We start from the raw sequence: 22,534 nt of genomic DNA on the forward strand, positions 1-22,534 counted from the left end.
GGGAGAGGTTTTCTTGAAAATTGCATTGATTGCTCATGACCGAATGAAAGAACAGATTGTGCAACTCGCGATGGCCTACGAATCCATTTTGGCAAAACACGACCTGTATGCTACAGGAACGACTGGGTTGCGAATTATGGAAGCAACATCGCTGTCCTTAACCCGCTTTCTGTCAGGTCCGTTAGGTGGCGATCAACAAATCGGTGCGATGATCGCCCGTAATGAGATGGACTTGATTATCTTTTTGCGTGATCCGCTTACCTCTCAGCCGCATGAGCCTGATATTATCGCGCTGCTTCGGCTGTGTGATGTGCACAAGATTCCGTTTGCCACAAACCTCGGCTCGGCAGAAATCATGCTGAAGGCTCTGGAGCTAGGACAACTGGATTGGCGCGAAGTGGTACATGAGGAGAATGAAGCATGAGTTCACTCGATATTTTGGCAATTGGAGCCCATCCTGACGATGTAGAGATCGGTGCAGCAGGTAGTCTGATAGTGGCAGCGAAAGCGGGCAAGCGCGTGGGGATTCTTGACTTGACCTACGCCGAGCTGTCTTCTAATGGGACGGTGGAACGAAGACAACAAGAAGCGAATGCGGCAGATCATGTAATGGGGGTCACTTCTCGTTACAATTTTGGTCTGCCTGACCGCGGTCTGGAAGCCGTCAGGGAAAGTGCGATTGAACGTGTCGTTACATTGATTCGTGAAACCCGCCCAACGATCGTGCTTGCGCCTTATTATTCGGATCGTCATCCTGATCATGAAAGCGTGAGCCGGATTGTTAGAGAGGCGGTTTTCAATGCGGGCATTCGCAAATATTTGCCGGAGCCTTCTTTGCCTGCCTATCGGCCTTCGCAATTCCTCTACTATTTTATAAATTCGACAGTCACACCTCAGGTTGTTGTGGATGTCACCGCTGTCTATTCGCAAAAAATGGAGGCGTTGCGGTGTTACCGTAGTCAGTTCGAGCTGGAAGAGGGAAGCGTTCAAACACCGTTAACCAACGGGTACTTGGAGTCTGTCGAGTATCGAGAGCGATTGTTTGGTCAACAGGCAGGTGTAGCCTACGCAGAAGGATTTGTCAGTGCAGCTCCGTATGTATTGAAGAGCTTGTGAGAAGGAGTGACACTGTGTCATGAAGATCGGGATAACTTGTTATCCGTCATTAGGCGGATCGGGGGTAGTGGCCACTGAGCTAGGCAAGCTGTTGGCCGAGCGTGGACATCAAGTCCATTTCATTACGGGTGGAATGCCATTTCGCTTAGGCGCTTTTCACCCGAACATTTTTTATCATGAAGTAGAAGTGAACCACTATGATGTTTTCAAATATCCGCCCTATGATTTGACATTGGCGAACCGTATGGCGCAAGTGGCCAAAAATGAGAAATTGGACTTATTACATGTGCATTATGCCGTGCCACATGCGCTGTGCGCGTTTTTAGCCAAGCAAATGGTAGGAGATCATTTGAAAATTGTGACCACCTTGCATGGGACGGACATTACAGTCTTGGGCTACGATTCGAATTTGAGTGATATGATTCGTTTCGGTATTGAGCGCAGTGATTTGGTGACAGCCGTGTCCAATGATTTGATCCGGCAAACGAACGAGCTATTGCACGTCGAAAAAGAAATCGTTCCTGTATACAACTTCGTAGACAAGCGTCGTTATTACCCGAAAGAGGTCTCGAAGCTGAAAAAAGTATTTGCACCGAATGGTGAAAAAATACTTATGCACATCTCTAATTTCCGTCCGGTGAAACGAGTGCCGGATGTGATTGAAATATTTTCAAGAGTACGCAAAGAAGTACCATCCAGGCTCATCCTCATTGGTGAAGGGCCAGAAATGGGGCTGGTACGCAAGATGATTGCCGAGCTCGAATTGAATGACGATGTATGCTTCCTCGGCAAGCAGGAAGACGTCGCAGAGGTGCTATCAATGGCGGATATCATGCTGCTCCCTTCCGAAAAGGAGAGCTTCGGCCTCGTCGCATTAGAAGCGATGGCATGTGGTGTACCTGTTGTCGCTACAGTGGCAGGCGGCTTGCCTGAAGTCGTACTGGATGGTGTAAACGGCTACTTGCGCCCGATTGGGGACGTAGAAGGAATGGCAAACGAGACCATTCGTCTCCTGCAAAATGAAGAGCTGTACCGTGAATTTTCGGCAAATAGCATTGAGCGTTCCTGCAAGACATTTTGTCATGAAACGATTGCTTCACAGTATGAAGCACTCTACGCCAATTTGCTTGGAATTGATTCTTTGAAAGACTAAGCTTTTGACCGAGATACCGTGCTTTTGGCAAGCTGATGCACCTTGGATATGAAAATGAACAATCCATACAAGACTCTCATAATAAAACGCCTCCTTATGTAGATCAGGCGGGCAAAACGAGAAAGGGGGGATTGGATTGGCGATTGAATTGGCAAAGCGTGTTCTCGACAGATTGGAGGAACACGGCTTCGAAGCTTACTATGTGGGTGGTTGCGTCCGCGATTGGCTTTTACATCGACCTGTTCATGATATAGATATATGTACGAATGCCCATCCCAGCGACGTCATCCGATTGTTTCCCGATCATGTCCCGACTGGTCTTAAGCACGGCACCGTGTCTGTTAAAATCGAGGGGCAGCTGTTTGAAGTAACCACGTATCGGACGGAAGGAAAATATGAAGATTACCGTCGACCTGTGGATGTACAGTTCGTTTCGGAGCTTCGGCTTGATCTGGAGCGCCGCGATTTTACGATGAACGCAATGGCAATGGATCGGAATCAAGAATTGCAAGACCCGTTCGATGGTCGATTGGATATGGAGCAACAGCTGGTACGGGCTGTAGGCATTCCTCTGGAACGATTTCAGGAAGATGCCCTTCGGCTTTTACGAGGAGTTCGATTTGCTTCCCAGTTAGGTTTTGCGATCGAAGAACAGACGATGCTTGCCATGAAAAAAACAGCGCCATTATTGGCTCATATTGCGGTCGAGCGAGTACGGGAAGAGCTGAATAAGACAATCGACAGCAAAGCTCCGGAAGTAGGCTGTCGGTTGTTAAATGAAACGAAGCTGATGGCTTATGCGCCAGCTGTAGAAATGCTGTTCCAGCTCTCAAGTGAGCATGTATGGCGGCTCAAACATTTGCAAACGGTAATCCAAAAATGGTCGCTGCTTCTGTTTGCGGCGAATTATACAACGGCCCAATCACGCGAAGTATGTCAGTTCCTCAAAATGTCCAAACGCGATTCGGAAGCCATCTGCTGCTATGTTGATCTACTGACGCGGCTACGGCCACAATGGGATGTACCAGAATCCGTCGAGTGGGGGCCATTGTTGTTAGAAGTCGGCTGGGATATGTGCAGCGAGCTTACGATATTACTACAAGCGTGTTGGTGGAAAGAGAAGCAATCTTACTTATCGCAAGCGCTTGTCGATCAATACGAGAAAATGCCCGTCAAAACGATAAAGGATTTGGCAATCACGGGTCTTGATCTGCAGGTTGCCATTCAGAAAAAGCCAGGCGAGTGGATCATGCGTGTCTTGGAATCCTTGCTAAGACAAACGGCTCTGCACGGTTTACCGAATACACCAGAAGCTCTACTCGATGTTGCAAAGAAAGAGGTTGCACAAGATGAACATTAAACAAGTCATCCTTCAAGCGTTCCGTGACCAGCCTGGCAGTTTTATCTCTGGCGAAGAATTAAGCCAAACATGTGGTTGCTCGAGAACAGCAGTTTGGAAGCATATCGAAGAGCTGCGCCGGGATGGTTACGAGGTGGAGGCGGTTCGCAAATCAGGGTATCGCCTGCTGGTTGCGCCTGATCGCTTGTCAGCAGCAGAAATCATGGCGGGGCTGGAAACGAAACGGATTGGGCAAAATGTCATCGCCTATGACGAGGTGGTATCTACACAACCGCTGGCACACGAAGCAGCAGCAAAAGGGGCTGTTGAAGGTACGATTGTGTTGGCAGAGCTGCAAACAGGCGGAAAAGGCAGACTAGGTCGACCATGGCATTCTCCCAAAGGAACGGGGATCTGGATGAGCTTGATTATCCGCCCTGCGATTCCGTTGCCGAAGACACCGCAGATGACGTTGCTTACGGCCGTTTCCGTAGCGAAAACAATCCGGGAAGAGACCGGATTGCCAGTCAAAATAAAATGGCCGAACGATATTTTTATCGGAGACAAGAAAGTTTGCGGGATTTTGACAGAACTGAATGCAGAGTCAGACCGCGTCAATTATTTGGTAATCGGAATTGGGCTGAATGCCAACAGTGTCGAGGCTGATTTTCCATCCGAGCTGTCACGTATTGCAACTTCGCTTCGAATTGAATCAGGTGAGCCACTCAAGCGTGTTTCGTTTATCCAGCGGCTATGTCGCAATTTTGAAGAAGAGTATGAGCACTACCTTCAGACTGGCTTCGAGCGTGTAAAAAAAGAATGGGAGGATCATTCTTACACGATCGGCAAATGGGTGACACTCCAGACGATTTCACAACAGCTGGAAGGTCGTGCGGTTGGCCTAGATGAAGAAGGCGTACTCAAGGTAGAGGATCAGGCAGGACAGATTCACAAAGTTTACTCAGCTGATGTCAATTATCGTGCAAATGATTAAATCATTTGCTATACTCCAAAGGTGGAGGCTGTATCACGTACGTGAACGGTACTCCCGGAGTAGTTTTGCATGTATCGTGTAATCTTAAAGGCAATATGTATATGGACAAAAATCTGCTCAGAGCCTGTGTGGACCGAGACAGAAGGAATCCGCTAAATGCAAGATGTCTCTTTGACATGGACAACCTTCTCCCGATTGACGCGAGAAGGTTTTTTTATTCCTCACGATCCACGGGCTTGATGCGAAAGAGGAGAAATGAAAATGGCAGCTAACGAAAGACCAGTAACGACTTCGAGTATCCGCAACAAAAAAGAAGCGGGAAAACCGATCACGATGGTGACCGCCTATGATTATCCGTCTGCCAAATTGGTGGATGAGGCTGGAGCCGATATGATCCTGGTTGGTGACTCTTTGGGAATGGTCGTACTCGGTTATGACTCCACTATTCCTGTTACCATGGAGGATATGCTTCACCATACAAAAGCAGTAACGAGAGGAGCCAAGCGTGCGTTTGTCGTAACGGACCTGCCATTTCTCAGCTATCACGGAACAGTTGAGGAAGCGGTGAAAAACGCGGGCAGACTAATGCAAGAAGGTCTCGCCAAGGCGGTCAAAATGGAGGGGGGCCGTGAATTAACCCCAATCATTACGCGCTGTGTACAAGCAGGTATCCCTGTCGTTGGACATATAGGGCTCACCCCGCAATCCGTCCATCAATTAGGCGGTTACAAAGTACAGGGACGGGATCTAGAGGCAGCCAAAAAACTGTTGGAGGAAGCACTAGCTATTCAAGAAGCAGGTGCATTCGCCATTGTTTTGGAATGTGTTCCAGAAGAAGTCGCGGGCATGATCGCCTCCAAGCTGGACATCGCGGTTATTGGAATCGGAGCGGGCGCGACTTGTGATGGACAAGTATTGGTATTTCATGATCTGGTCGGCTACGCGTCTGATATCACACCGAAATTCGTCAAGCGCTACGCGAACATTGGTGAAACGATCCGTGAAGCCATTGTTACGTATAACAAAGAGGTCGAAGCGAGAAGCTTCCCGGGACCTGAACATGTCTTCCATGCCTCAGAAGAAACCATTAAGGAATTGTACGGGGAAGGAGTGAAGCAGTCATGATGCAAACGATAATGCAGCAAGTCGCTACAATCGAAGAGATGCGCGTTCATATAAAGGAAGCACGTCGTCAAGGAAAAACGATCGGAATGGTACCAACCATGGGGTTTCTGCATGAAGGTCATCTTAGTCTAGTGAAAGCAGCTCGGGAAGTATGCGATTTGGTCGTCATGAGCATTTTCGTGAACCCGCTTCAATTTGGCCCGAATGAGGACTTCGAACGTTATCCGCGTGATATTGAACGGGATAGCAAAATGGCCGAAGAAGCTGGAGTGGACCTCCTGTTTACTCCAGAAGTCAGCGAAATGTATCCAAAGCCGATGCTGACGAATATTTCCGTGGCAAATGTGACGACTCCATTATGCGGAGCTTCTCGTCCAGGTCATTTTGATGGTGTATCGACAGTCGTCAATAAATTGTTTCAAATTGTTCAGCCCGATTACGCCTTTTTCGGACAAAAGGATGCCCAGCAGGTAGCGGTTGTATCCCAAATGGTTTACGACTTGTCGATGCCAGTACAAATCGTCCCATGCCCAATTGTGCGAGAAGCGGATGGACTGGCGATGAGCTCCCGGAATGTCTACCTGTCAGCTGATGAGCGAGCACAAGCATTAGTGCTATCACAGAGCCTGAAGCAAGCAGAAGAATGGTTGAAAGAAGGCAGGGCTCTCTCTGAAATCCAAGATCGTATGAAGCAAATGATTTCCGAGAAGCCGCTGGCTGATATTGATTATGTAGAAATTTTGAGCTATCCAGCGCTTACACCAGTTGAGCAGGAAACGGCAGGTCAGACGATCATCATCGCGTTAGCTGTTCGTTTTGGCAAAACACGCCTGATCGACAATACGATTACATCAATCAAGTAGAGAAAAGGGAGGAATTCTTTGTGTTCCGCATCATGATGAAAGCAAAAATCCATCGCGCAACCGTAACAGAAGCAAATCTGAACTATGTGGGCAGCATTACCATCGACAAAAACTTGTTGGATGCACTGGATATTTTGCCAAACGAAAAAGTACAAATCGTCAATAACAACAATGGCGCACGCCTGGAAACATACGTCATCGAAGGCGCGCCAGGCAGTGGCGTGATTTGCTTGAACGGAGCAGCTGCTCGTCTTGTTCAAGAGGGGGACATCGTCATCATTATTGCCTATGCGATGATGTCAGATGAAGAGGCGAGAACCTACAAGCCGCGTGTCGCCATTATGGATGAAAAAAATCAGATCAAGGAATTGATTGCAGAAGAAGTACACGCGACTATTCTGTAAGCGATCTGTCAATCCTGCATAGAGCCACCTGCCTTGTGAGACAATGAAAGTACTCATGCCTCATAGGGGGTGGCTTTTCTTGTGAAAATCGAGGACTGGTTTCATACACTACGCAATAAAGCACAGACGATCGAAGAGAAGTGGCAGGGAGCCTCTGAACAAGAGCGACTCCAGCTCGCTGACCAATTGTTTCATTTGCGTCAAGTAAGTGATACCGTTGTTGACTTGTGGCTTCAGTTCGAGGAAAAATTATCGAATGCGATTCGGCGCATCAAGGAAATGGAAGGGCAGCTTCCGGCTGAAACATCAAACGCTGAGGAGCCGAATAAAACAGAAAACGGAAAAAAGAAAGAGCTAGCCGCTGAAACGAATCCGTACGAGCCGATTTTTCGCCGTGGTGAGGGCTTTTATCATTTGCGGATGTTCCAGGACGCCAAAAGGTGCTTTGCAGAATTAGTCCAAAAATCACCAGACTGGGAAAGTGGACGCTTGTACTACGCCTACAGTCTGTTGTTATGTGGAGAGACAGAATTAGCCTTTCGTGAGTTCCGGCTTCTCGGCAGGACAGCGAGCTCACCAAAGATTGTAGCCATCAGCTTCAATGCGGTCGGCTGTATATTAGCAGAAGAGGAACAATGGCTGGAAGCGGCGCAGGCTTTTAAGACATCTCTCGAAATAAAGCCAGAACAGGAAGAAGCAAAATACAACCTTGCGCTGTGCTATTTGAAGGATGGCGATGCGCAGGAAGCATTGGACGAATTGGAACCATATCTGGAAAAAAACGAGCACGATTGGGAAGCTCAAATGCTTTGGCTGCGTGCTGCCAAATTATTGCATACGATGGACGAAACAGTGGAATGGAGCCCGCCGAAAAACTTGCAGCTGCCAACACGCGATTTAGACAGCGATACCCTTCAAGAAATGGCCTCTTTATACGAAACTGTGGGCAATTACCACCGGGCTCAGATTTGCTATCACTTTTTAACGGAACGTTCTCCAAAAGAAGGCTGGACGTGGCATGGCTTAGCCTGGAATACATGGCTGATTGCTGGGACCAAGCGTGCACTGACGCTCGTAAAAAAAGCGGTCAGTCTCGCTCCGGAAAATGACGATTTCATCTTTAGCTACGGTTGGATGCTGCTCTTTGACGGAAAAGTGGACGATGCCATCGGTGCATTTCGCAGCATACTGGAGAAAAACCGAGACAATCGCCTCGGACAGTCTGGGATGATTTCCGCCTATGAAAAGCTAGGGGATACGCAAGAGGCAAAACGTTTGGCAAAGTATTTCCTGGAGGACGCTGAGCCATATGTGCGATCATTAGGGTATTATCATTTGGGCAGAATCGCAGTTATAGAAGAAAATTGGCGCCTGGCTGAGCAATATTTTCAACGGGCATTGCCATTCGCAGATCAGTTATGGGAAATCCCCATCTATCTACAATTGTGTGCAAGCAAGCTCGGTGATTCAGAAATTCACAGTGAGCTCGTAAAGCCTTAAGTGTACAAGAGAGCAGGAATATTTCCCATCGTTGCCGAATGTGAATGGGTGCGGATTGAAGTTTCCGCCCAGGTTACGAGGTGACAACGTTTGAATCGATTACTAGTTGTAGATTTTGAGACGACGGGAAGCCATCCACGCCAGGGAGACAGCATCATTCAGATTGGTGCCGTCGCAATCGATGACGGGCAGATTACCGAGAGCTTCTCAACCCTGATTCACCCGGGGCAGGATATTCCCCCTTTTATTACCCAATTAACAGGGATTACCAATGAAATGGTGGCAGACGCTCCTTCGTTAGAAGAAGTGTTTCCAGATTTCTTGCGTTTATTGGATGGACGAGCTTTTGTTGCACATAATGCAAGCTTTGATCTCCAATTTTTACAAGAAGCCCTGCTGAGCCAGGGCTATTATGCGTTTGACGGTTACGTGTTCGATACCGTGGAGCTATCCCGGGTTCTTTTGCCGATGCAAAATAGCTACAGACTTGGAGAACTGGCATCTGAGCTGGAAATTGAGCACGATAATCCCCATCAGGCAGACAGCGATGCACTGGCCACTGCGCAGCTGTTTCTTCACTTGCTGGACATTTTGAAGAAAATGCCGCTCGTAACAGTCCAGAGGCTGCAAATGCTCGTTTCTTCGTTTCGCTCTGACATCGAGGTTCTTTTGCGCCAGATTGAAATGGAAAAGCTCATGGAGCTACCTGAACTGGATGGAAGTCCAACAACCCCTGATTCATCTGACATGTGGGATATATATCGCCAGTTGGCCCTTCGAAAGCACGAAGAAAAATTAACAGCGTCTCTTAAACGTTCGCATGTCGATGCTGCTGTGACCAAAGCTTTTGCTGATCAGCTCGAGGATGTTTTGGGTGAGGATGGACACATCCAGGCGAAAATGCCGGGGTATCAGCGTCGGGATGCGCAGGAAGCCATGATGCATGCTGTTTTTGAGGCGATGGAGGATGGCGCTCATTTACTCGTAGAGGCAGGGACAGGTACGGGAAAATCGTTGGCCTATCTCTTGCCGGGTATTATATGGGCTCATCACAACCAGCAGCAGCTAGTGGTCAGTACCAATACCATTCAATTGCAGGAGCAGCTGTTTCAGAAGGAAATCGCTACGTTGCAGGAGTCACTGCCCTTTTCCTTTACTGCTTCCACCTTAAAAGGCAGAGGGAACTACTTATGCTTGCGTAAATTCGAACAAGCCTTGGACGAGCCTGTAGAGGGCAGCAGCCAAGAAATGCGTTTGGTTAAAGGGCAGATGCTGACGTGGCTCACACAAACCGTCACAGGTGATGTGGAAGAGCTGAGTATGCCTCCAAGCGGTCAGCTGCTGTGGCAGCAGGTGAAAAGTGATACGAGCTCCTGTTTGAATCGGGCTTGTCCCTGGTTTAGTCGCTGCTACTATTTTCAGGCGAAGGAGCGGGCAAGAGATGTTGACGTACTTATTGTCAATCACGCTCTTTTCATTAGCGACTTGCAAGCGGAAAACAGAATTCTTCCTTCGTATGAAGTAGCGATCGTCGATGAGGCCCATCATTTGGAGGATGCTGCGACACAGCATTTGGGCAAACGATTTTCTACCACTCAGCTTCTTTTCTTGCTAGACAGAGCTTCTGTTGATGAAGGTGGAGCCATTGCCCGCTTCACAGAGGAATTGCAAAGCTGGATGCCTGCTGTACAAGAGGATGTTGCAGCCAAGCTTCTTGAGCTGAGAAAACAGTCCGCTACCTTGCGAGATAAAGCACAGCAATGGACGCAGCTCTTGTATGTATGGGCATCAGAGCGAGCAGAGGAAACGACGGATGCGGGACGTGAGACAGTTCGTTATCGGATCGAATCGTTTGTAGGCAAACAAGAGAGAATCCGCAAAGTGACCAAAAAGCTGATTGAGGGTATGACGGTGTACGCCGCGAGCCTAGAGCAGCTGTTGCGAACGGCTCCACAAGAAGAAAAGCCTCCTTTTTCCGTACGAAGTCTGCTGACAGATTTATTCGGGCTCGTAAAGGATTGTCAAAACGCCATGGAGCTGCTCCACTTCTTTTTGCTGGAACAAGATGCGGAGTATGTGTATTGGATGGAAGTTGAGTCCCGCACAGCGCGTAAGCAGGTTCATTTGTCAGCAGCGCTCTTGAAGGTTGCCGACTCATTGGCAGATCCACTATTCGGCCAGAAGCGGAGCTTGATATTAACGTCAGCCACATTGACGGTTAAAAACAGCTTCTCCTATATCAAGAATCTGTTCGGTCTCGATCAATTACCGGAGGAACGAGTGCGAACCTTGTCTCTCCCTTCACCGTTTCATTACGAAGAGCAGGGGCTGCTGTTGATTCCTTCTGATTTTCCAGCACCGGGCAAAGAAGGTGATCACACCTATCTGGAGGCGGTTATTCAGGGGTGCGTAGATGTTGTACTGGCCTCGAAAGGACGGACGCTCATCCTGTTTACGTCTCACTCGATGCTTAGGCTCGTTTACCAAGCAATGAAGGAGCGGCTAGCAGAGGCACCTGATCCGTATACGTTGTTCGGTCACGGAATCGATAGCAACAATCGGAGCAAGCTGGTGAGGTTGTTCCGGAGCATGGAGAGAAGTGTCCTGCTGGGGACGAGCAGCTTCTGGGAGGGTGTTGATATTCAAGGAGAATGGCTGAGTAGTTTAGTCATTGTACGCCTTCCGTTTACACCACCGAATCATCCTGTGTACCAAGGTCGAGCTGATCTCTTGAAGGCTGAAGGGAAAAACGCATTTATGTCCTTGTCTCTTCCGCAGGCAGTCCTGCAATTCAAGCAAGGTGTGGGACGATTAATTCGTCATCATTTGGATCGTGGGGTAGTGGTCGTTCTCGACACACGTGTCGTCGAATCCCGATATGGGCGATCGTTCCTTCAATCCCTACCGCCTTTTCAGATCGAAAGTGGTCCGTGGCCTACGCTGCGAGAGCGCATAGAGCCATTCCTTAGTATGCAATCCCTGTCAGATTCATAAAATGAAAGCAATAGTCTCATAGGGATTAAGGTGATAAAATAAATGTTATGGAAAAAAGCGTGGCGTTGGTGGCTCGTGGTGTTAAGCGCCGTTTTCCTTTGCGCATGCTCGATTGACAGCCATTTGCAAGAGGCAGCAGTGAAGATAGATGACCCGTTTGAAACGGAGACAGAACAGGAATTTTCGGGTCTCATTATCACCTACTTGGCACTTCCGCATGGGGAGAGCACGCTCTTGAGAATGCCAGGTGGCAGAACGATGCTGATTGATACGGGTACAGTAGAAGATTGGCCCGTTCTCTTAGCTCGTTTGGCAGAGTTCAAGATTACGCGACTCGATTATGTGGTGTTGACGAACGATCAGCCGGAGCACATGGGAGGTTACGCTTCTTTAAGCCAGCAAGTATACGTGGATACCGTTATTGTGCCCAAGCTGATCGCACCATCGATACGCCATGTCGTGTTGCTTCGTCCCAATCAAAAGCAGATGGAAGCAGAGCAAGGACAAGTACTCACTCTTGACCACGGGGTCTCGATGGAAGTTTTGCTACCGGATGAGCCGTTATTTTTGTCGCCCCAGAACAATTCCCTCGTGTTTCGTCTGATGCACGGTGAGCTACGGTTTTTATTTACGAGCGCCGTGAACGAAAAGGCAGAAGAGCGGCTGCTGGAACGCCAAAAAGACAAGCTGAAGGCTGAAGTGCTAAAGGTAGGTGGCCAGGGGAGTAATCAAGGCTCTTCACAACCCTTTCTCACTGGAGTTGATCCACAGGTCGCCATTATCCAGACAGGCAGATCGCGGGATAAAATGAAAGACGGACAGACGGAAGTCATGGAGCGCTTGGGTGAGTCATGGGCCGAGACATACGTTACCAGTCACGACGGTTCCATTACCATTTTGTCTAATGGAAAAGAATATCGGATTTTGAAGCAAAAGAATTAGGGGGGAAGACCGAACGTGGCTAAACACGAAAAGATTTCAGAAGCGGTCGTCCGTCGTTTGCCAATTTATTTGCGTTACCTCAGTTATTTGCAGCAAGTAGAGGTGACCACCGTTTCCTCCCAACAGATGGGCAAGAATCTTGATGTGAATCCTGCCCAAATCAGAAAAGATCTTGCAGCATTCGGTGATTTTGGAAAAAAAGGAATTGGCTATGATGTCGATTACCTGGTGGAAAAAATACGTCAAATCCTTAAATTAACGGATGAAATCCGTGTAGCTTTGGTCGGAGCTGGACATTTGGGCCATGCCATTAGTAACTACAACGCTTATTTGAAAGATAACATGCGGATTGCGGCCATCTTTGACAGTAATCCTGAGAAACAGGGCAAAGAGGTTGCGGGTATCCCGATCCAGCCCTTATCAGAGCTGGAAGAAACGGTCGTCAAGCAGCAAATCAAGCTGGCGATTATCACCGTACCTGCACCAGCAGCGCAATCCGTATGTGATCAGTTGACTCAAGCGGGTATCAAGGGAATCCTGAATTTTGCCCCTACGACTATTCGCGCAGGCAAAGATGTTCGCATTCATTATGCGGATGTGACGTCCAACCTGCAAAGCTTGGCCTACTACTTGACGTAAAGAACGGAGTGTATTCAATGAAAAAGACGATCCTTATTCACGCAACAGTCATTACCGTTAACGATACGAATGAAGTCATTTACGATGGTGCCGTAGCATTCGAAGGCAACAAGATTACGTACGTAGGACCAACTCCAGAGGACCTGTCGGAAGCAGGCTACGATGAAGTCATCGATCAAAAAGGGGACTACATTCTTCCAGGATTAATTAATACGCATGGCCATGCGGGGATGTCCCTCCTACGCGGATATGCAGATGATTTGCCGCTGCAGCAATGGCTCGAAGACAAAATGTGGCCATTGGAGGCACAGTTTACGGGTGACACAGTAAAATGGGGAACGCAACTGTCTCTCATTGAAATGATTCGTACGGGTACCACGACGTTTGTGGATATGTATGATCATATGGATGTCGTGGCGAAGGAAGTAGATGCAGCTGGCATGCGCGCTCGTCTTTGCCGAGGCATGATCGGACTGTGCTCCGAAGAAGAGCGCCAAACAAAGCTGAAAGACGCGACACTTTTTGCAAAAGAATGGCACAATCAGGCAGACGGCCGCATTACGGTAATGATGGCACCACATGCTCCGTACACATGCTCGCCTGAATTCATTACCCAAATTATCGAAAAAGCGGACGAGCTGTCCTTGCCACTGCATATTCATATGTCTGAAACGGCTTGGGAAGTAGGACAAAACGAAAAAGACTACGGGCTGCGTCCAGTCGCTCATTTGGAAAAGCTGGGGATGTTCAACCGCCCAACCCTTGTCGCACACGCTGTTCACCTAACGGATGAAGAAATCGACATTTTGGCAAAATACAATGTGAGAGTTTCTCATAACGTTGTGAGTAACCTGAAGCTGGCAAGCGGAGTTGCACCGGTTCCGAAAATGTTGGCAAAAGGCGTAAGCGTATCGCTGGGTACCGATAGCTCCGCAAGTAACAACAATTTGAATTTGTTTGAGGAATTAAAGCTGGCTGCCATTCTGCACAAAGGCGTGAACAACGATCCAGTAGCGGTACCAGCAGAAGAAGCGCTTCGCATGGCTACACGCTATGGTGCAGAAGGGGTTTTCCAAGAGAACAGCCTCGGAAGCATTGAAGTAGGCAAGCAGGCAGACCTGATTGTTTTGGATAGCCACCAGGCACATTTCCACCCAGCTCACCAGCCGGTTTCGCACGTGGTGTATGCAGCCAATGGACGCGATGTGAAAGACACGATTGTAGCGGGTAAATTCCTGATGCGTAATCATAAATTGTTGACCATCGATGAAGAACGCGCGATTTACGAAGCGAACCGCGTATTCCAAACGTTAAAACGGTAAAAGGCTCCTGTCAGGTGGGGGACAGGAGTAAGGCAGTGTAAGTGTAGGTAGGGGAATTGGATACTACGACGTTCCGTTGTTCATTTTTGCCACAGCTTTTGTCAGGAGATGATGGCGAAAATGAAGAGTGGGTGTGTGCGACCATTGACGCAAGGGAGACGATAATCCTGCCCAGGAGACGCGGTATTCCTGTAGCAGAAACCCAAGTATGTCAGGAGATGTGGTTTGTTGCGGAGATTTCACGCGCTCACCTCCTCGGGGTGTATATGTAGTATGACCGCCCGACCTTAAGCTATGATTAGCAACTTTTCCGTGTCGTTCTAAAACCTTCCCGTATAGCATAGGCTAAAGACAAAAATGGGACAGGGGGGACGACATGTACATCCGGCCCAAAATGCTGTGGTGGCTCATTCCTATCCTACTCGGTCTATTCCTGATCGGGATATTACTGGGGACAGTAAGTAGATCAGCCAATACAGACAGCAAAAATACTGCGTCTGCTGTAAAACAAGAAGCTGGTACGGAGCCGACATCGATTACCGTAGAGGAGCTTCTCGAGCAGATCACAAAAGACGAGGAACGCTCATTTCTTGTTTATATGCAGGACCAAACTCTTCATGGGAAATATCGGAATGAACAGTTTGCGCTCGAAGGTGAGATCGGTGGCCACCAGCTTGAGATAACAAGACAAGATGGGCAGCCAGTAACGGTACGTATTGATGGGCAGGTACAGGATCATGCTGCGCTGCCGTACGCGATGTTCACACCGCATGAACACGCTGCATTGCTTAAGGGAGTTATGCAATCTGTGGAGCCTGAGCGCCTCGAAGAGACTGCAGAAAAAGGATGGACTGGATATCGCATAGCGGTACCGCCGCAAGAAGTCACTTCGCTTTTATCAATGTGGCTGGGTCCTTCCTTCCCCATTGATGATTTGACTTCGAACGTAACGAATGGAATCGCAGTCAATTACCAACTATGGTACGAGTCAACTACGGGGCAGCTTCGCCAACTGGAGCTTGAATTGCAAATACAAACGGCAGATGGAGTGAAGAGAGACCAGCTTCGATTCCGATTGTAATGTCAGCCACGTAAAGGAGTTACTTTGCTGTGTTAGTACGAATTATCCTATCCGTCGTAGCCGTAATCTTGCTTACTGGAGCAGGATTCGCCTATCATTTGACGGCATCTGTAGCAGGAGAGCGTGAGCAATTTGAGGAGACCGTTCGTCAGTGGGTCCAAGACCGCACGACGATCACGGAGATTGAATCCATTGACGAGTACCGAGGCAAGGAAAGCTACGCTGTCGTCATTGGTAAAAACAAGGCGGGAACACCGGTTGTCGCTTGGATGACGGATCAAAAAGTAAGCTTTGACCGAATGGATCTCGCCGTCCCGAAAAAGAATGTAGAAGATGCCGTGTACAAGTCTTTCCCGCAATCAGAGATCACGCATTTGGTTCCAGGTCTCGAAAATGATAAGAAATTTTGGGAAGTAACTGTCAAAGACAAAGACGGCCGTTTTCACTATATTCATTATGATTTATTTACTGGTGCTTTGTTAACCTCTTACGTGCTCGCACCTATCTGATACGTCTGCTTGATAACAGGCCTTTTCCTTATAGGAGAAGGCCTGTTTGGTATTCCACCCAACATCTGTATAAGAAAATGATATACTCATATGATATACTGGGTTCGTTGCAAAGAGAGAGACGAGAACGATATATATGGGGGGAGTAGCCGTGCAGTTGAAAAAGAGCGCAATTGGATTATCTTTGCTGGCAACGTTGGCACTCCTGTTCGGAGGATGGTTCTTGTACCAAAAGATGGAGATAGAGGAGCCAATCCGTACAGAAATTGGACAGATGGAGTCTGCTACATTAGGAAACCTGGAGATCAGCAAAGATAAAATTCAAATAGATGTAACTGTTACCAAGCCTGAAGCTTTCCCAGCAGAGTATCGCAATCTGTTGACCGAAACACAAAAGCTCGCAGGTGAAAAAGAAGTAGTCATTGACATAGACAATCAGTCTACAGCGTTGAATGATATATGGCAGAGCGGTCAATTTGTATTTACAGAAGCTGTGGAGCTCCATGAGTATAGTCGCATCCCGGCCATGGTGGAACAGTGGAAGAAGGGCAATCAGCTCGATGAAGCGTCTACGTTGATGGATGACGAGAATATATACGTGTACTTGAAAAAAGGAACGGAGGATTTTTACACCATCATCCCCCGTGTGAACGAAAAAGAGGTGACGGCACGTGCGTAAGGAAATTCTGATCGGCGTCGTACCTGCCCTGTTGATTTTTCTTGTGTTTCTAGGTGTAAACATTACGCCATTCCTGGTGTTCGGAGCCGTACTGGGTGCGATCTACTTCCTGGTGATTCGGCAGCAAAACGGACAAGGGGGCAATGTCGCTCTTGGCGGGAAAAGAAAACAAAACAAGCATGAGCTGCCGAAATCCGACGTTCAGTTTGCCGATATTGGTGGGCAGCAACGTGCGAAAAAAGAACTGAAGGAATCCCTTGATTTTCTTGTGTACAAGGACAAAATCGAGCAATACGGGATTCGGCCAATCAAAGGTGTGCTTTTGACAGGCCCTCCTGGTACGGGTAAGACACTGATGGCAAAGGCGGCAGCGAACTATACGAATTCTGCCTTTGTGGCTGCCTCAGGCTCGCAGTTTGTGGAAATGTACGTCGGTGTCGGTGCCCAACGCGTTCGTGAATTGTTTCAAGAAGCGAAGACGTTGGCAGAGAAAAATGGTCAGGACAGCGCGATTATTTTTATCGATGAAATTGATGTTGTGGGTGGAAAAAGGGACGGTCAACAGCAGCGTGAATACGATCAAACCTTGAACCAGCTGCTGACCGAGATGGATGGAGTAGCTACTAGCGACAAACCGCGGATTTTGGTGATGGCGGCTACCAACCGAAAAGACATGCTGGATGCAGCGTTGTTACGCCCTGGACGTTTTGACCGCCATATTACCGTAGATCTACCTGACAAGCCAGCCCGTGAACAGATTTTGACCATTCATACGGCGAACAAACCGCTCGGCGAAGATGTCGTATTGGAAAAAGTGGCACAAGAAACATTCGGCTTCTCAGGCGCACAGCTAGAAAGTGTAGCAAATGAAGCGGCCATTTATGCCATGCGTGACCGTAATGAAAAGATCGGGGCGAAGCATTTTGCTTATGCAGTAGACAAGGTGATGCTAGGGGAGAAGGTCGACCGTCAAGCATCAGAGGAAGAGAAGAAGCGTGTCGCTTTGCATGAGCTGGGGCATGCCATTGTCAGTGAGATGGTCCGTCCAGGATCTGTCTCTCAAGTAACTTTGAGCCCACGGGGCAAAGCACTCGGGTACGTCCGCCAAAATCCAATGGAAGATCGCTATCTGTACACGAAGGAAGCGCTGGAAAAACAAATCATGGTTAGCCTTGGTGGAGCAGTAGCGGAAGAAATATACTACGGCGGGCGCAGTACAGGCTCGAAAAATGATTTCGAACAAGCACTGGGAATGGCCCAGGAAATTGTACAAAGTGGAATGTCTGAGCTGGGTATTGTGCATTTGCAATACATGGATAAGACCCGTATCCATGACGAAGTAGAGCGTTTGCTGGAAGGATTGTTAGCGGAAACTCGCAATCTGTTGAAACAGTATGATTCCGTATTCCAAACAGGCTTATATACCTTGATGGAGGCGGAAGTCCTGCAAGGAGAAGAGTTCAGGTCACTCCTGTCACAGACGAAGGAAGAAGTTGCCGTGTAAAAATAGAAAACCTGCTAGCCAATGAAAGAGTTGGCGAAGCAGGTTTTTTTGTTTTCTGGCGACTTGAGGAGCCGATGCTGAAACAATTTTGTAGTCGGGGTGCCAAATAAGGCGAATGTTGAATATCCTACAGAGTGATACGGGAAAGACATCAGGAGGCAAGGAGACCCTATGGCCAATGCGAACCGGCGAAAAGCAAACAAAAGTCTGAGCAAAACCTTTAGGCAGACCATGCATGAAATGCCGCTCAGCTATACATCTTCAACCGATCGGGAGTGGATAGAAGACCTAGAATTAAATCTGCTCGAAAGTGACTTTGAGAGTAGCCAGAGAACCGCTCCTCCCACCGCTCCCCCCTCTGCTGCCAATCCAAAAGAGCAAAAGACATCTCCAAAAAAACCTAAACAGGACCCTCCTACGAATCAGAACGTTTATTCGAAGGTACTCAAAGACCGAAGTGACGATCGGGCTCAATCGTTTGTGTATACAGATGACTTAACAGATCAATCCGTGACGACAGAAAAGATTGCCAACCGAGCGATTGATTCGTCGAAAATTAAGCAGGGAGCCGTTGATAATTCGATTTTAAAGGATTATGCGGTAGATAGCAGCAAGCTAGCGGACAAAAGCGTGACCTCCATCAAAATTGCTCCGCACTCGGTCCAGCGGGAGCATTTGGGGCAGGGGATCGTAAGCAGTGAACATTTGCAGGATTATTCAATTTCCACACAAAAATTAATTAACAATAGTATTACATCGGAAAAGCTGGCTGATAAGACGATCGACTCCATAAAATTCGCAGACGAATCCATCCAGAGCAAGCATATTCAGGAACAAGCGATTACGACTGAGTTGATTCAAGATCAAGCGATTACCTCTGAGAAAATTAAGATGGGGAGCATTCAAACCAGAAACCTCGCTAATTATGCAGTTAATTCTGTAAAGCTGGAGGATGGAGCGGTCACTGGCGATAAATTGCGCGATGGAGCGGTGACCTCAACCAAGATAGACGAAGACGCGATTGAGGCACAACATATTCGTGCGGGCTCCATTTATCATCATCATCTTACAGAAGAAGTAGTGGATGGCAGTAACATTAGCCCAGGCAGTATCACTGATAATCACATTGCTTTTCAGGCCATTTATAGCCAGCATTTGCATCCTGAAGCGGTGACCAGTGAGAAAGTGGGGCCATATGCCATTTTGACGGAGCATTTGGACAACAACAGTGTCACGTCCGAAAAGATCGCCAGAGAATCGATCAGTAGTGCACACCTACAAGTTGGTAGCGTACTATCAGGTCATTTGCAAGACGGTATTCTGACGTCCCGGAAAATCGGCGATCAGCAGATTACGACTGCTAAACTCGCTGACAAGGCTGTCACTACCGACAAGCTGGCAAACAGGAGTGTAGGAGAGCAACATTTGCTCGACGAGAGCGTGAATTCGCGACACCTGGTTGATGGGACCATTCGTGCGGAAAAGCTGGCAAGAAAGTCTATAGAAGAACAGCATTTGACGGACAGACTCATTGGGGGCAATCATCTGCGCGAATATATCATTCAGACGCAGCATTTGCATGATCACTTGGTGACCACCTCGAAACTGGCACCGGAATCTGTTTCCACAGACAAAATTTCAGAGCTTAGCATTACGACAAGCAAACTTGGTGATGCCATCATTACAGCTCCCAAAATATCAAAAGATGCGATAAAGACGCGCCATTTGGGTAAATCAGCTGTGACAGGGGAAAAGATCGCCGAAAAAGCAATATCGTCCATACATCTCGGGAATCAAATCGTGCATAATGAACATCTCCAGCCCAACTCCGTTTCTAAGGAAAAAATTCAAGATGGCAGTATCACCCGTGAGAAAATAGCCGACCAGAGCATAGATACGAGCAAGCTGGAAATGCAATCCATTAGTGGATGTCATGTCATTAAAGGCAGCTTGGACGGAAGCCACATTATGGAAGGGACCATCAGAGGCGATCACCTTGTCACCAAGAGTATTACAGGACAGCATTTGCAAAATCGGATCATTACGGAGGAAAAATTGGTTGATGTATCCGTGACCGGTTCTAAAATTGCGGCGAAAGCTGTCAATACTCATCACATTGCGGATCAGTCAATTACGCATGATAAGCTGACCTTCCCATCTATTGAGACACATAATCAGCTAGGAGTGACCTTGCAGCAATACGGTTTTGCCCCATTCAGACTGTCTGCAACGAGCAAGTCTATGGATGTTACGGTTCGATTGCCGATGCCATATGCGGATACTCATTTTTGTATGGTAGCGATGACGAATCAGGCGGGTCTTTATACGTCGCTCAAATATACGAAGAGGACTTCAGCGGTTATCACAGTGTTTCGCCATCAAGACGGCCAGGAAGCGAATGGAGTGATACACTGGATCGCGATTGGTGAAAAAGGAGAAGCGTTACCGTATGATGTCTTAGAATGGTCTACGGATAAGGAGAACTCCGAGGCAGAAGAAGTCGAGGAAGAACAAGAAGATACGGGTCAAAGTGATACAGAGCTAGAGAGTAGTGAAGAAGTCGATAGCGATGATGACGACAATGATGATAATAATGATGACGATGACGATGACTACGACTACGACGATTACGACAATGACAATGATGACGACAACGACGATTACGACAACGACGATGATGATAATGATAATGACGATGATGACCATGACAGTGATGAAGATAGTGACAGTGATCATGATAACGAAAACGAATTATAACCGGTAGGAAACAACAATGGGGCGAGTGGATCATTCAGAAGCAGGGAGGCCGAAGTTGAGCTAAGGTCTCCCAATGCACATTTGTTTACATAAGTATTTTATGGTTAACAATAGACGAGGATACTTTCATTGAATTTGCAGGCCCCCAATAGTATAATTGTTTAGGTATACTTAGTCTGTATTTGCGTGGCATGGTAAATGGAGGGAATCATTCAATGTTGACGACGATTGCCCAAATCGGGCAGCATGTTGGACAAGAAGTACGCATGGGGTGCTGGTTATACAACAAACGCAGCAGCGGTAAGATTCAATTTTTGCAGCTCCGTGACGGCTCCGGATTCATTCAAGGCGTAGTAGTGAAAGCAGAAGTAGCGGAAGAAGTGTGGGAGAATGCTTCACAGCTCACGCAGGAAAGCTCTCTATACATAACGGGTCTAGTTCGTGCTGATGACCGCGCACCTAGCGGATTCGAACTGACAGTAACAGGTGTGGAAATTATTCAAATCGCACAGGAGTATCCGATTTCCTTGAAGGAGCACGGTGTTGACTTCCTCATGGATCATCGTCATCTGTGGCTGCGTTCTCCACGTCAGCGTGCGGTTATGGCTGTACGCTCCGAAGTTATTCGTGCCATGTATGAGTTCTTCCAAGAGAACGGATTTGTAAAAGTAGATCCACCGATCCTGACACCGACCTCTGCGGAAGGGACAACGAATCTGTTCCATACCAAATATTTTGAGGAGGATGCGTATCTGTCGCAGTCCGGCCAGCTTTATATGGAAGCTGCCGCAATGGCGCTAGGTCGCGTGTTCTCTTTCGGTCCAACTTTCCGTGCCGAGAAATCCAAGACTCGCCGTCACTTGATCGAGTTCTGGATGATCGAGCCGGAGATGGCTTTCGTTGATCATGAAGAAAACCTGCGCATTCAGGAAGCATTTGTTTCTCACGTCGTACAATCCGTACTGAAAAACTGTGCGCGCGAACTGAAAACGCTGGAACGCGACACAACCAAGCTGCAAAATGTAACGGGTTCGTTCCCACGCATCTCTTATGATGATGCGATTAAGCTCCTGCAGGAAAAAGGTAGCGAAATCAAATGGGGAGACGACTTCGGGGCGCCGGATGAGACGATGATTGCGGATCACTTCGACAAGCCTGTATTCATCACCCACTATCCTACCGAAATTAAGGCATTCTATATGAAGCCACATCCTGAACGCCCGGAAGTGGTTCTGTGTGCGGACATGATCGCACCGGAAGGATACGGTGAAATCATCGGCGGTAGCCAACGGATTGATGATCCTGAGCTGTTGGAGAAACGTTTTGCTGAGCATGAGCTGTCTGAAGAGGCTTATCGCTGGTATTTGGATCTGCGTAAATACGGTACGGTTCCTCACTCCGGCTTTGGTTTGGGCCTGGAGCGGACAATTGCCTGGATTTGCGGACTGGACCATGTACGTGAAACGATCCCATTCCCACGCATGCTGAATCGTCTCTACCCGTAGGCGAGCGTTCATTTTTGATTGACTATCTACACCCTGTTGCGAGAGGGCAGCAGGGTGTTCCTATTGTTTGACAGCGCGTTTTACGCACTCCCTTGTTATTCCAACCCA

Annotated in this window: 20 protein-coding genes; 19 read left to right on the forward strand and 1 reads right to left on the reverse strand. The window is 48.0% G+C overall.

Features of this window, described 5'->3' with window-relative positions; genetic code table 11:
- The first annotated feature begins 13 nt into the window (after positions 1 to 13).
- From AB1L17_RS12845 to AB1L17_RS12905, 13 genes are all read left to right on the forward strand, one after another.
- Positions 14 to 424: a methylglyoxal synthase gene (locus tag AB1L17_RS12845; protein WP_412845227.1), complete on the forward strand. Its 411-nt coding sequence runs from the start codon at positions 14 to 16 to the stop codon at positions 422 to 424.
- Positions 421 to 1,116 carry a bacillithiol biosynthesis deacetylase BshB1 gene (bshB1, locus tag AB1L17_RS12850; protein ID WP_412845228.1) on the forward strand — a complete coding sequence of 232 codons (696 nt, stop codon included), beginning with the start codon at positions 421 to 423 and terminating at the stop codon, positions 1,114 to 1,116. The genes AB1L17_RS12845 and bshB1 overlap by 4 nt, the downstream gene beginning before the upstream one ends.
- Positions 1,117 to 1,135: 19 nt before the next feature.
- The gene (gene bshA / locus AB1L17_RS12855; RefSeq protein ID WP_412845229.1) at positions 1,136 to 2,269 is read left to right on the forward strand and encodes an N-acetyl-alpha-D-glucosaminyl L-malate synthase BshA; all 1,134 of its coding nucleotides are present in this window, start codon (positions 1,136 to 1,138) and stop codon (positions 2,267 to 2,269) included.
- Between the two features lie 136 nt (positions 2,270 to 2,405).
- Positions 2,406 to 3,629, forward strand: a complete 1,224-nt coding sequence (locus AB1L17_RS12860; RefSeq protein WP_412845230.1) for a CCA tRNA nucleotidyltransferase — start codon at positions 2,406 to 2,408, stop codon at positions 3,627 to 3,629.
- The gene (locus AB1L17_RS12865) at positions 3,619 to 4,602 is read left to right on the forward strand and encodes a biotin--[acetyl-CoA-carboxylase] ligase (RefSeq protein ID WP_412845231.1); all 984 of its coding nucleotides are present in this window, start codon (positions 3,619 to 3,621) and stop codon (positions 4,600 to 4,602) included. Before AB1L17_RS12860 ends, AB1L17_RS12865 begins: the two co-directional genes overlap by 11 nt.
- A 261-nt stretch (positions 4,603 to 4,863) precedes the next feature.
- Positions 4,864 to 5,727, forward strand: coding sequence for a 3-methyl-2-oxobutanoate hydroxymethyltransferase (gene panB, locus AB1L17_RS12870; RefSeq protein ID WP_412845232.1), 864 nt, complete (start codon positions 4,864 to 4,866; stop codon positions 5,725 to 5,727).
- Positions 5,724 to 6,590, forward strand: coding sequence for a pantoate--beta-alanine ligase (gene panC, locus AB1L17_RS12875; RefSeq protein WP_412845233.1), 867 nt, complete (start codon positions 5,724 to 5,726; stop codon positions 6,588 to 6,590). The genes panB and panC overlap by 4 nt, the downstream gene beginning before the upstream one ends.
- Before the next feature lie 20 nt (positions 6,591 to 6,610).
- The gene (panD, locus tag AB1L17_RS12880; RefSeq protein WP_412845234.1) at positions 6,611 to 6,994 is read left to right on the forward strand and encodes an aspartate 1-decarboxylase; all 384 of its coding nucleotides are present in this window, start codon (positions 6,611 to 6,613) and stop codon (positions 6,992 to 6,994) included.
- Positions 6,995 to 7,075: 81 nt separating this feature from the next.
- Positions 7,076 to 8,494: a tetratricopeptide repeat protein gene (locus AB1L17_RS12885; protein ID WP_412845235.1), complete on the forward strand. Its 1,419-nt coding sequence runs from the start codon at positions 7,076 to 7,078 to the stop codon at positions 8,492 to 8,494.
- 90 nt (positions 8,495 to 8,584) lie between these two features.
- Complete coding sequence (dinG, locus tag AB1L17_RS12890) at positions 8,585 to 11,488, forward strand: ATP-dependent DNA helicase DinG, 3'-5' exoribonuclease type (RefSeq protein WP_412845236.1); 2,904 nt, start codon at positions 8,585 to 8,587, stop codon at positions 11,486 to 11,488.
- A 42-nt stretch (positions 11,489 to 11,530) separates the two neighbouring features.
- Positions 11,531 to 12,430: a ComEC/Rec2 family competence protein gene (locus AB1L17_RS12895; RefSeq protein ID WP_412845237.1), complete on the forward strand. Its 900-nt coding sequence runs from the start codon at positions 11,531 to 11,533 to the stop codon at positions 12,428 to 12,430.
- A 15-nt stretch (positions 12,431 to 12,445) separates the two neighbouring features.
- Complete coding sequence (locus AB1L17_RS12900; RefSeq protein ID WP_412845238.1) at positions 12,446 to 13,069, forward strand: redox-sensing transcriptional repressor Rex; 624 nt, start codon at positions 12,446 to 12,448, stop codon at positions 13,067 to 13,069.
- Positions 13,070 to 13,086: 17 nt separating this feature from the next.
- Complete coding sequence (locus AB1L17_RS12905; RefSeq protein WP_412845239.1) at positions 13,087 to 14,391, forward strand: amidohydrolase; 1,305 nt, start codon at positions 13,087 to 13,089, stop codon at positions 14,389 to 14,391.
- A 63-nt stretch (positions 14,392 to 14,454) separates the two neighbouring features.
- Here AB1L17_RS12905 and AB1L17_RS12910 read toward each other — a convergent pair whose 3' ends face one another.
- Positions 14,455 to 14,634 carry a hypothetical protein gene (locus AB1L17_RS12910; protein ID WP_412845240.1) on the reverse strand — a complete coding sequence of 60 codons (180 nt, stop codon included), beginning with the start codon at positions 14,632 to 14,634 and terminating at the stop codon, positions 14,455 to 14,457.
- 133 nt (positions 14,635 to 14,767) lie between these two features.
- Between AB1L17_RS12910 and AB1L17_RS12915 the strand changes: the two genes are divergently transcribed.
- From AB1L17_RS12915 to asnS, 6 genes are all read left to right on the forward strand, one after another.
- Positions 14,768 to 15,472, forward strand: coding sequence for a BTB/POZ domain-containing protein (locus tag AB1L17_RS12915; RefSeq protein WP_412845241.1), 705 nt, complete (start codon positions 14,768 to 14,770; stop codon positions 15,470 to 15,472).
- 29 nt (positions 15,473 to 15,501) lie between these two features.
- The gene (locus tag AB1L17_RS12920) at positions 15,502 to 15,981 is read left to right on the forward strand and encodes a cell wall elongation regulator TseB-like domain-containing protein (protein ID WP_412845242.1); all 480 of its coding nucleotides are present in this window, start codon (positions 15,502 to 15,504) and stop codon (positions 15,979 to 15,981) included.
- Positions 15,982 to 16,132: 151 nt separating this feature from the next.
- A complete protein-coding gene (locus tag AB1L17_RS12925) occupies positions 16,133 to 16,660 on the forward strand; it encodes a hypothetical protein (protein WP_412845243.1) in 528 nt (175 codons plus the stop codon).
- Positions 16,653 to 18,164: an AAA family ATPase gene (locus AB1L17_RS12930; protein WP_412845244.1), complete on the forward strand. Its 1,512-nt coding sequence runs from the start codon at positions 16,653 to 16,655 to the stop codon at positions 18,162 to 18,164. The genes AB1L17_RS12925 and AB1L17_RS12930 overlap by 8 nt, the downstream gene beginning before the upstream one ends.
- A gap of 171 nt (positions 18,165 to 18,335) precedes the next feature.
- Positions 18,336 to 20,921, forward strand: coding sequence for a WIAG-tail domain (locus AB1L17_RS12935; RefSeq protein WP_412845245.1), 2,586 nt, complete (start codon positions 18,336 to 18,338; stop codon positions 20,919 to 20,921).
- 215 nt (positions 20,922 to 21,136) lie between these two features.
- Positions 21,137 to 22,426 (forward strand): asparagine--tRNA ligase, encoded by a 1,290-nt coding sequence (gene asnS / locus AB1L17_RS12940; RefSeq protein ID WP_412845246.1) that lies wholly within the window; start codon positions 21,137 to 21,139, stop codon positions 22,424 to 22,426.
- Positions 22,427 to 22,534: the final 108 nt, after the last annotated feature.

The organism is Brevibacillus jepli (genome assembly GCF_047229145.1).
Classification (GTDB): Bacteria; Bacillota; Bacilli; order Brevibacillales; family Brevibacillaceae; genus Brevibacillus.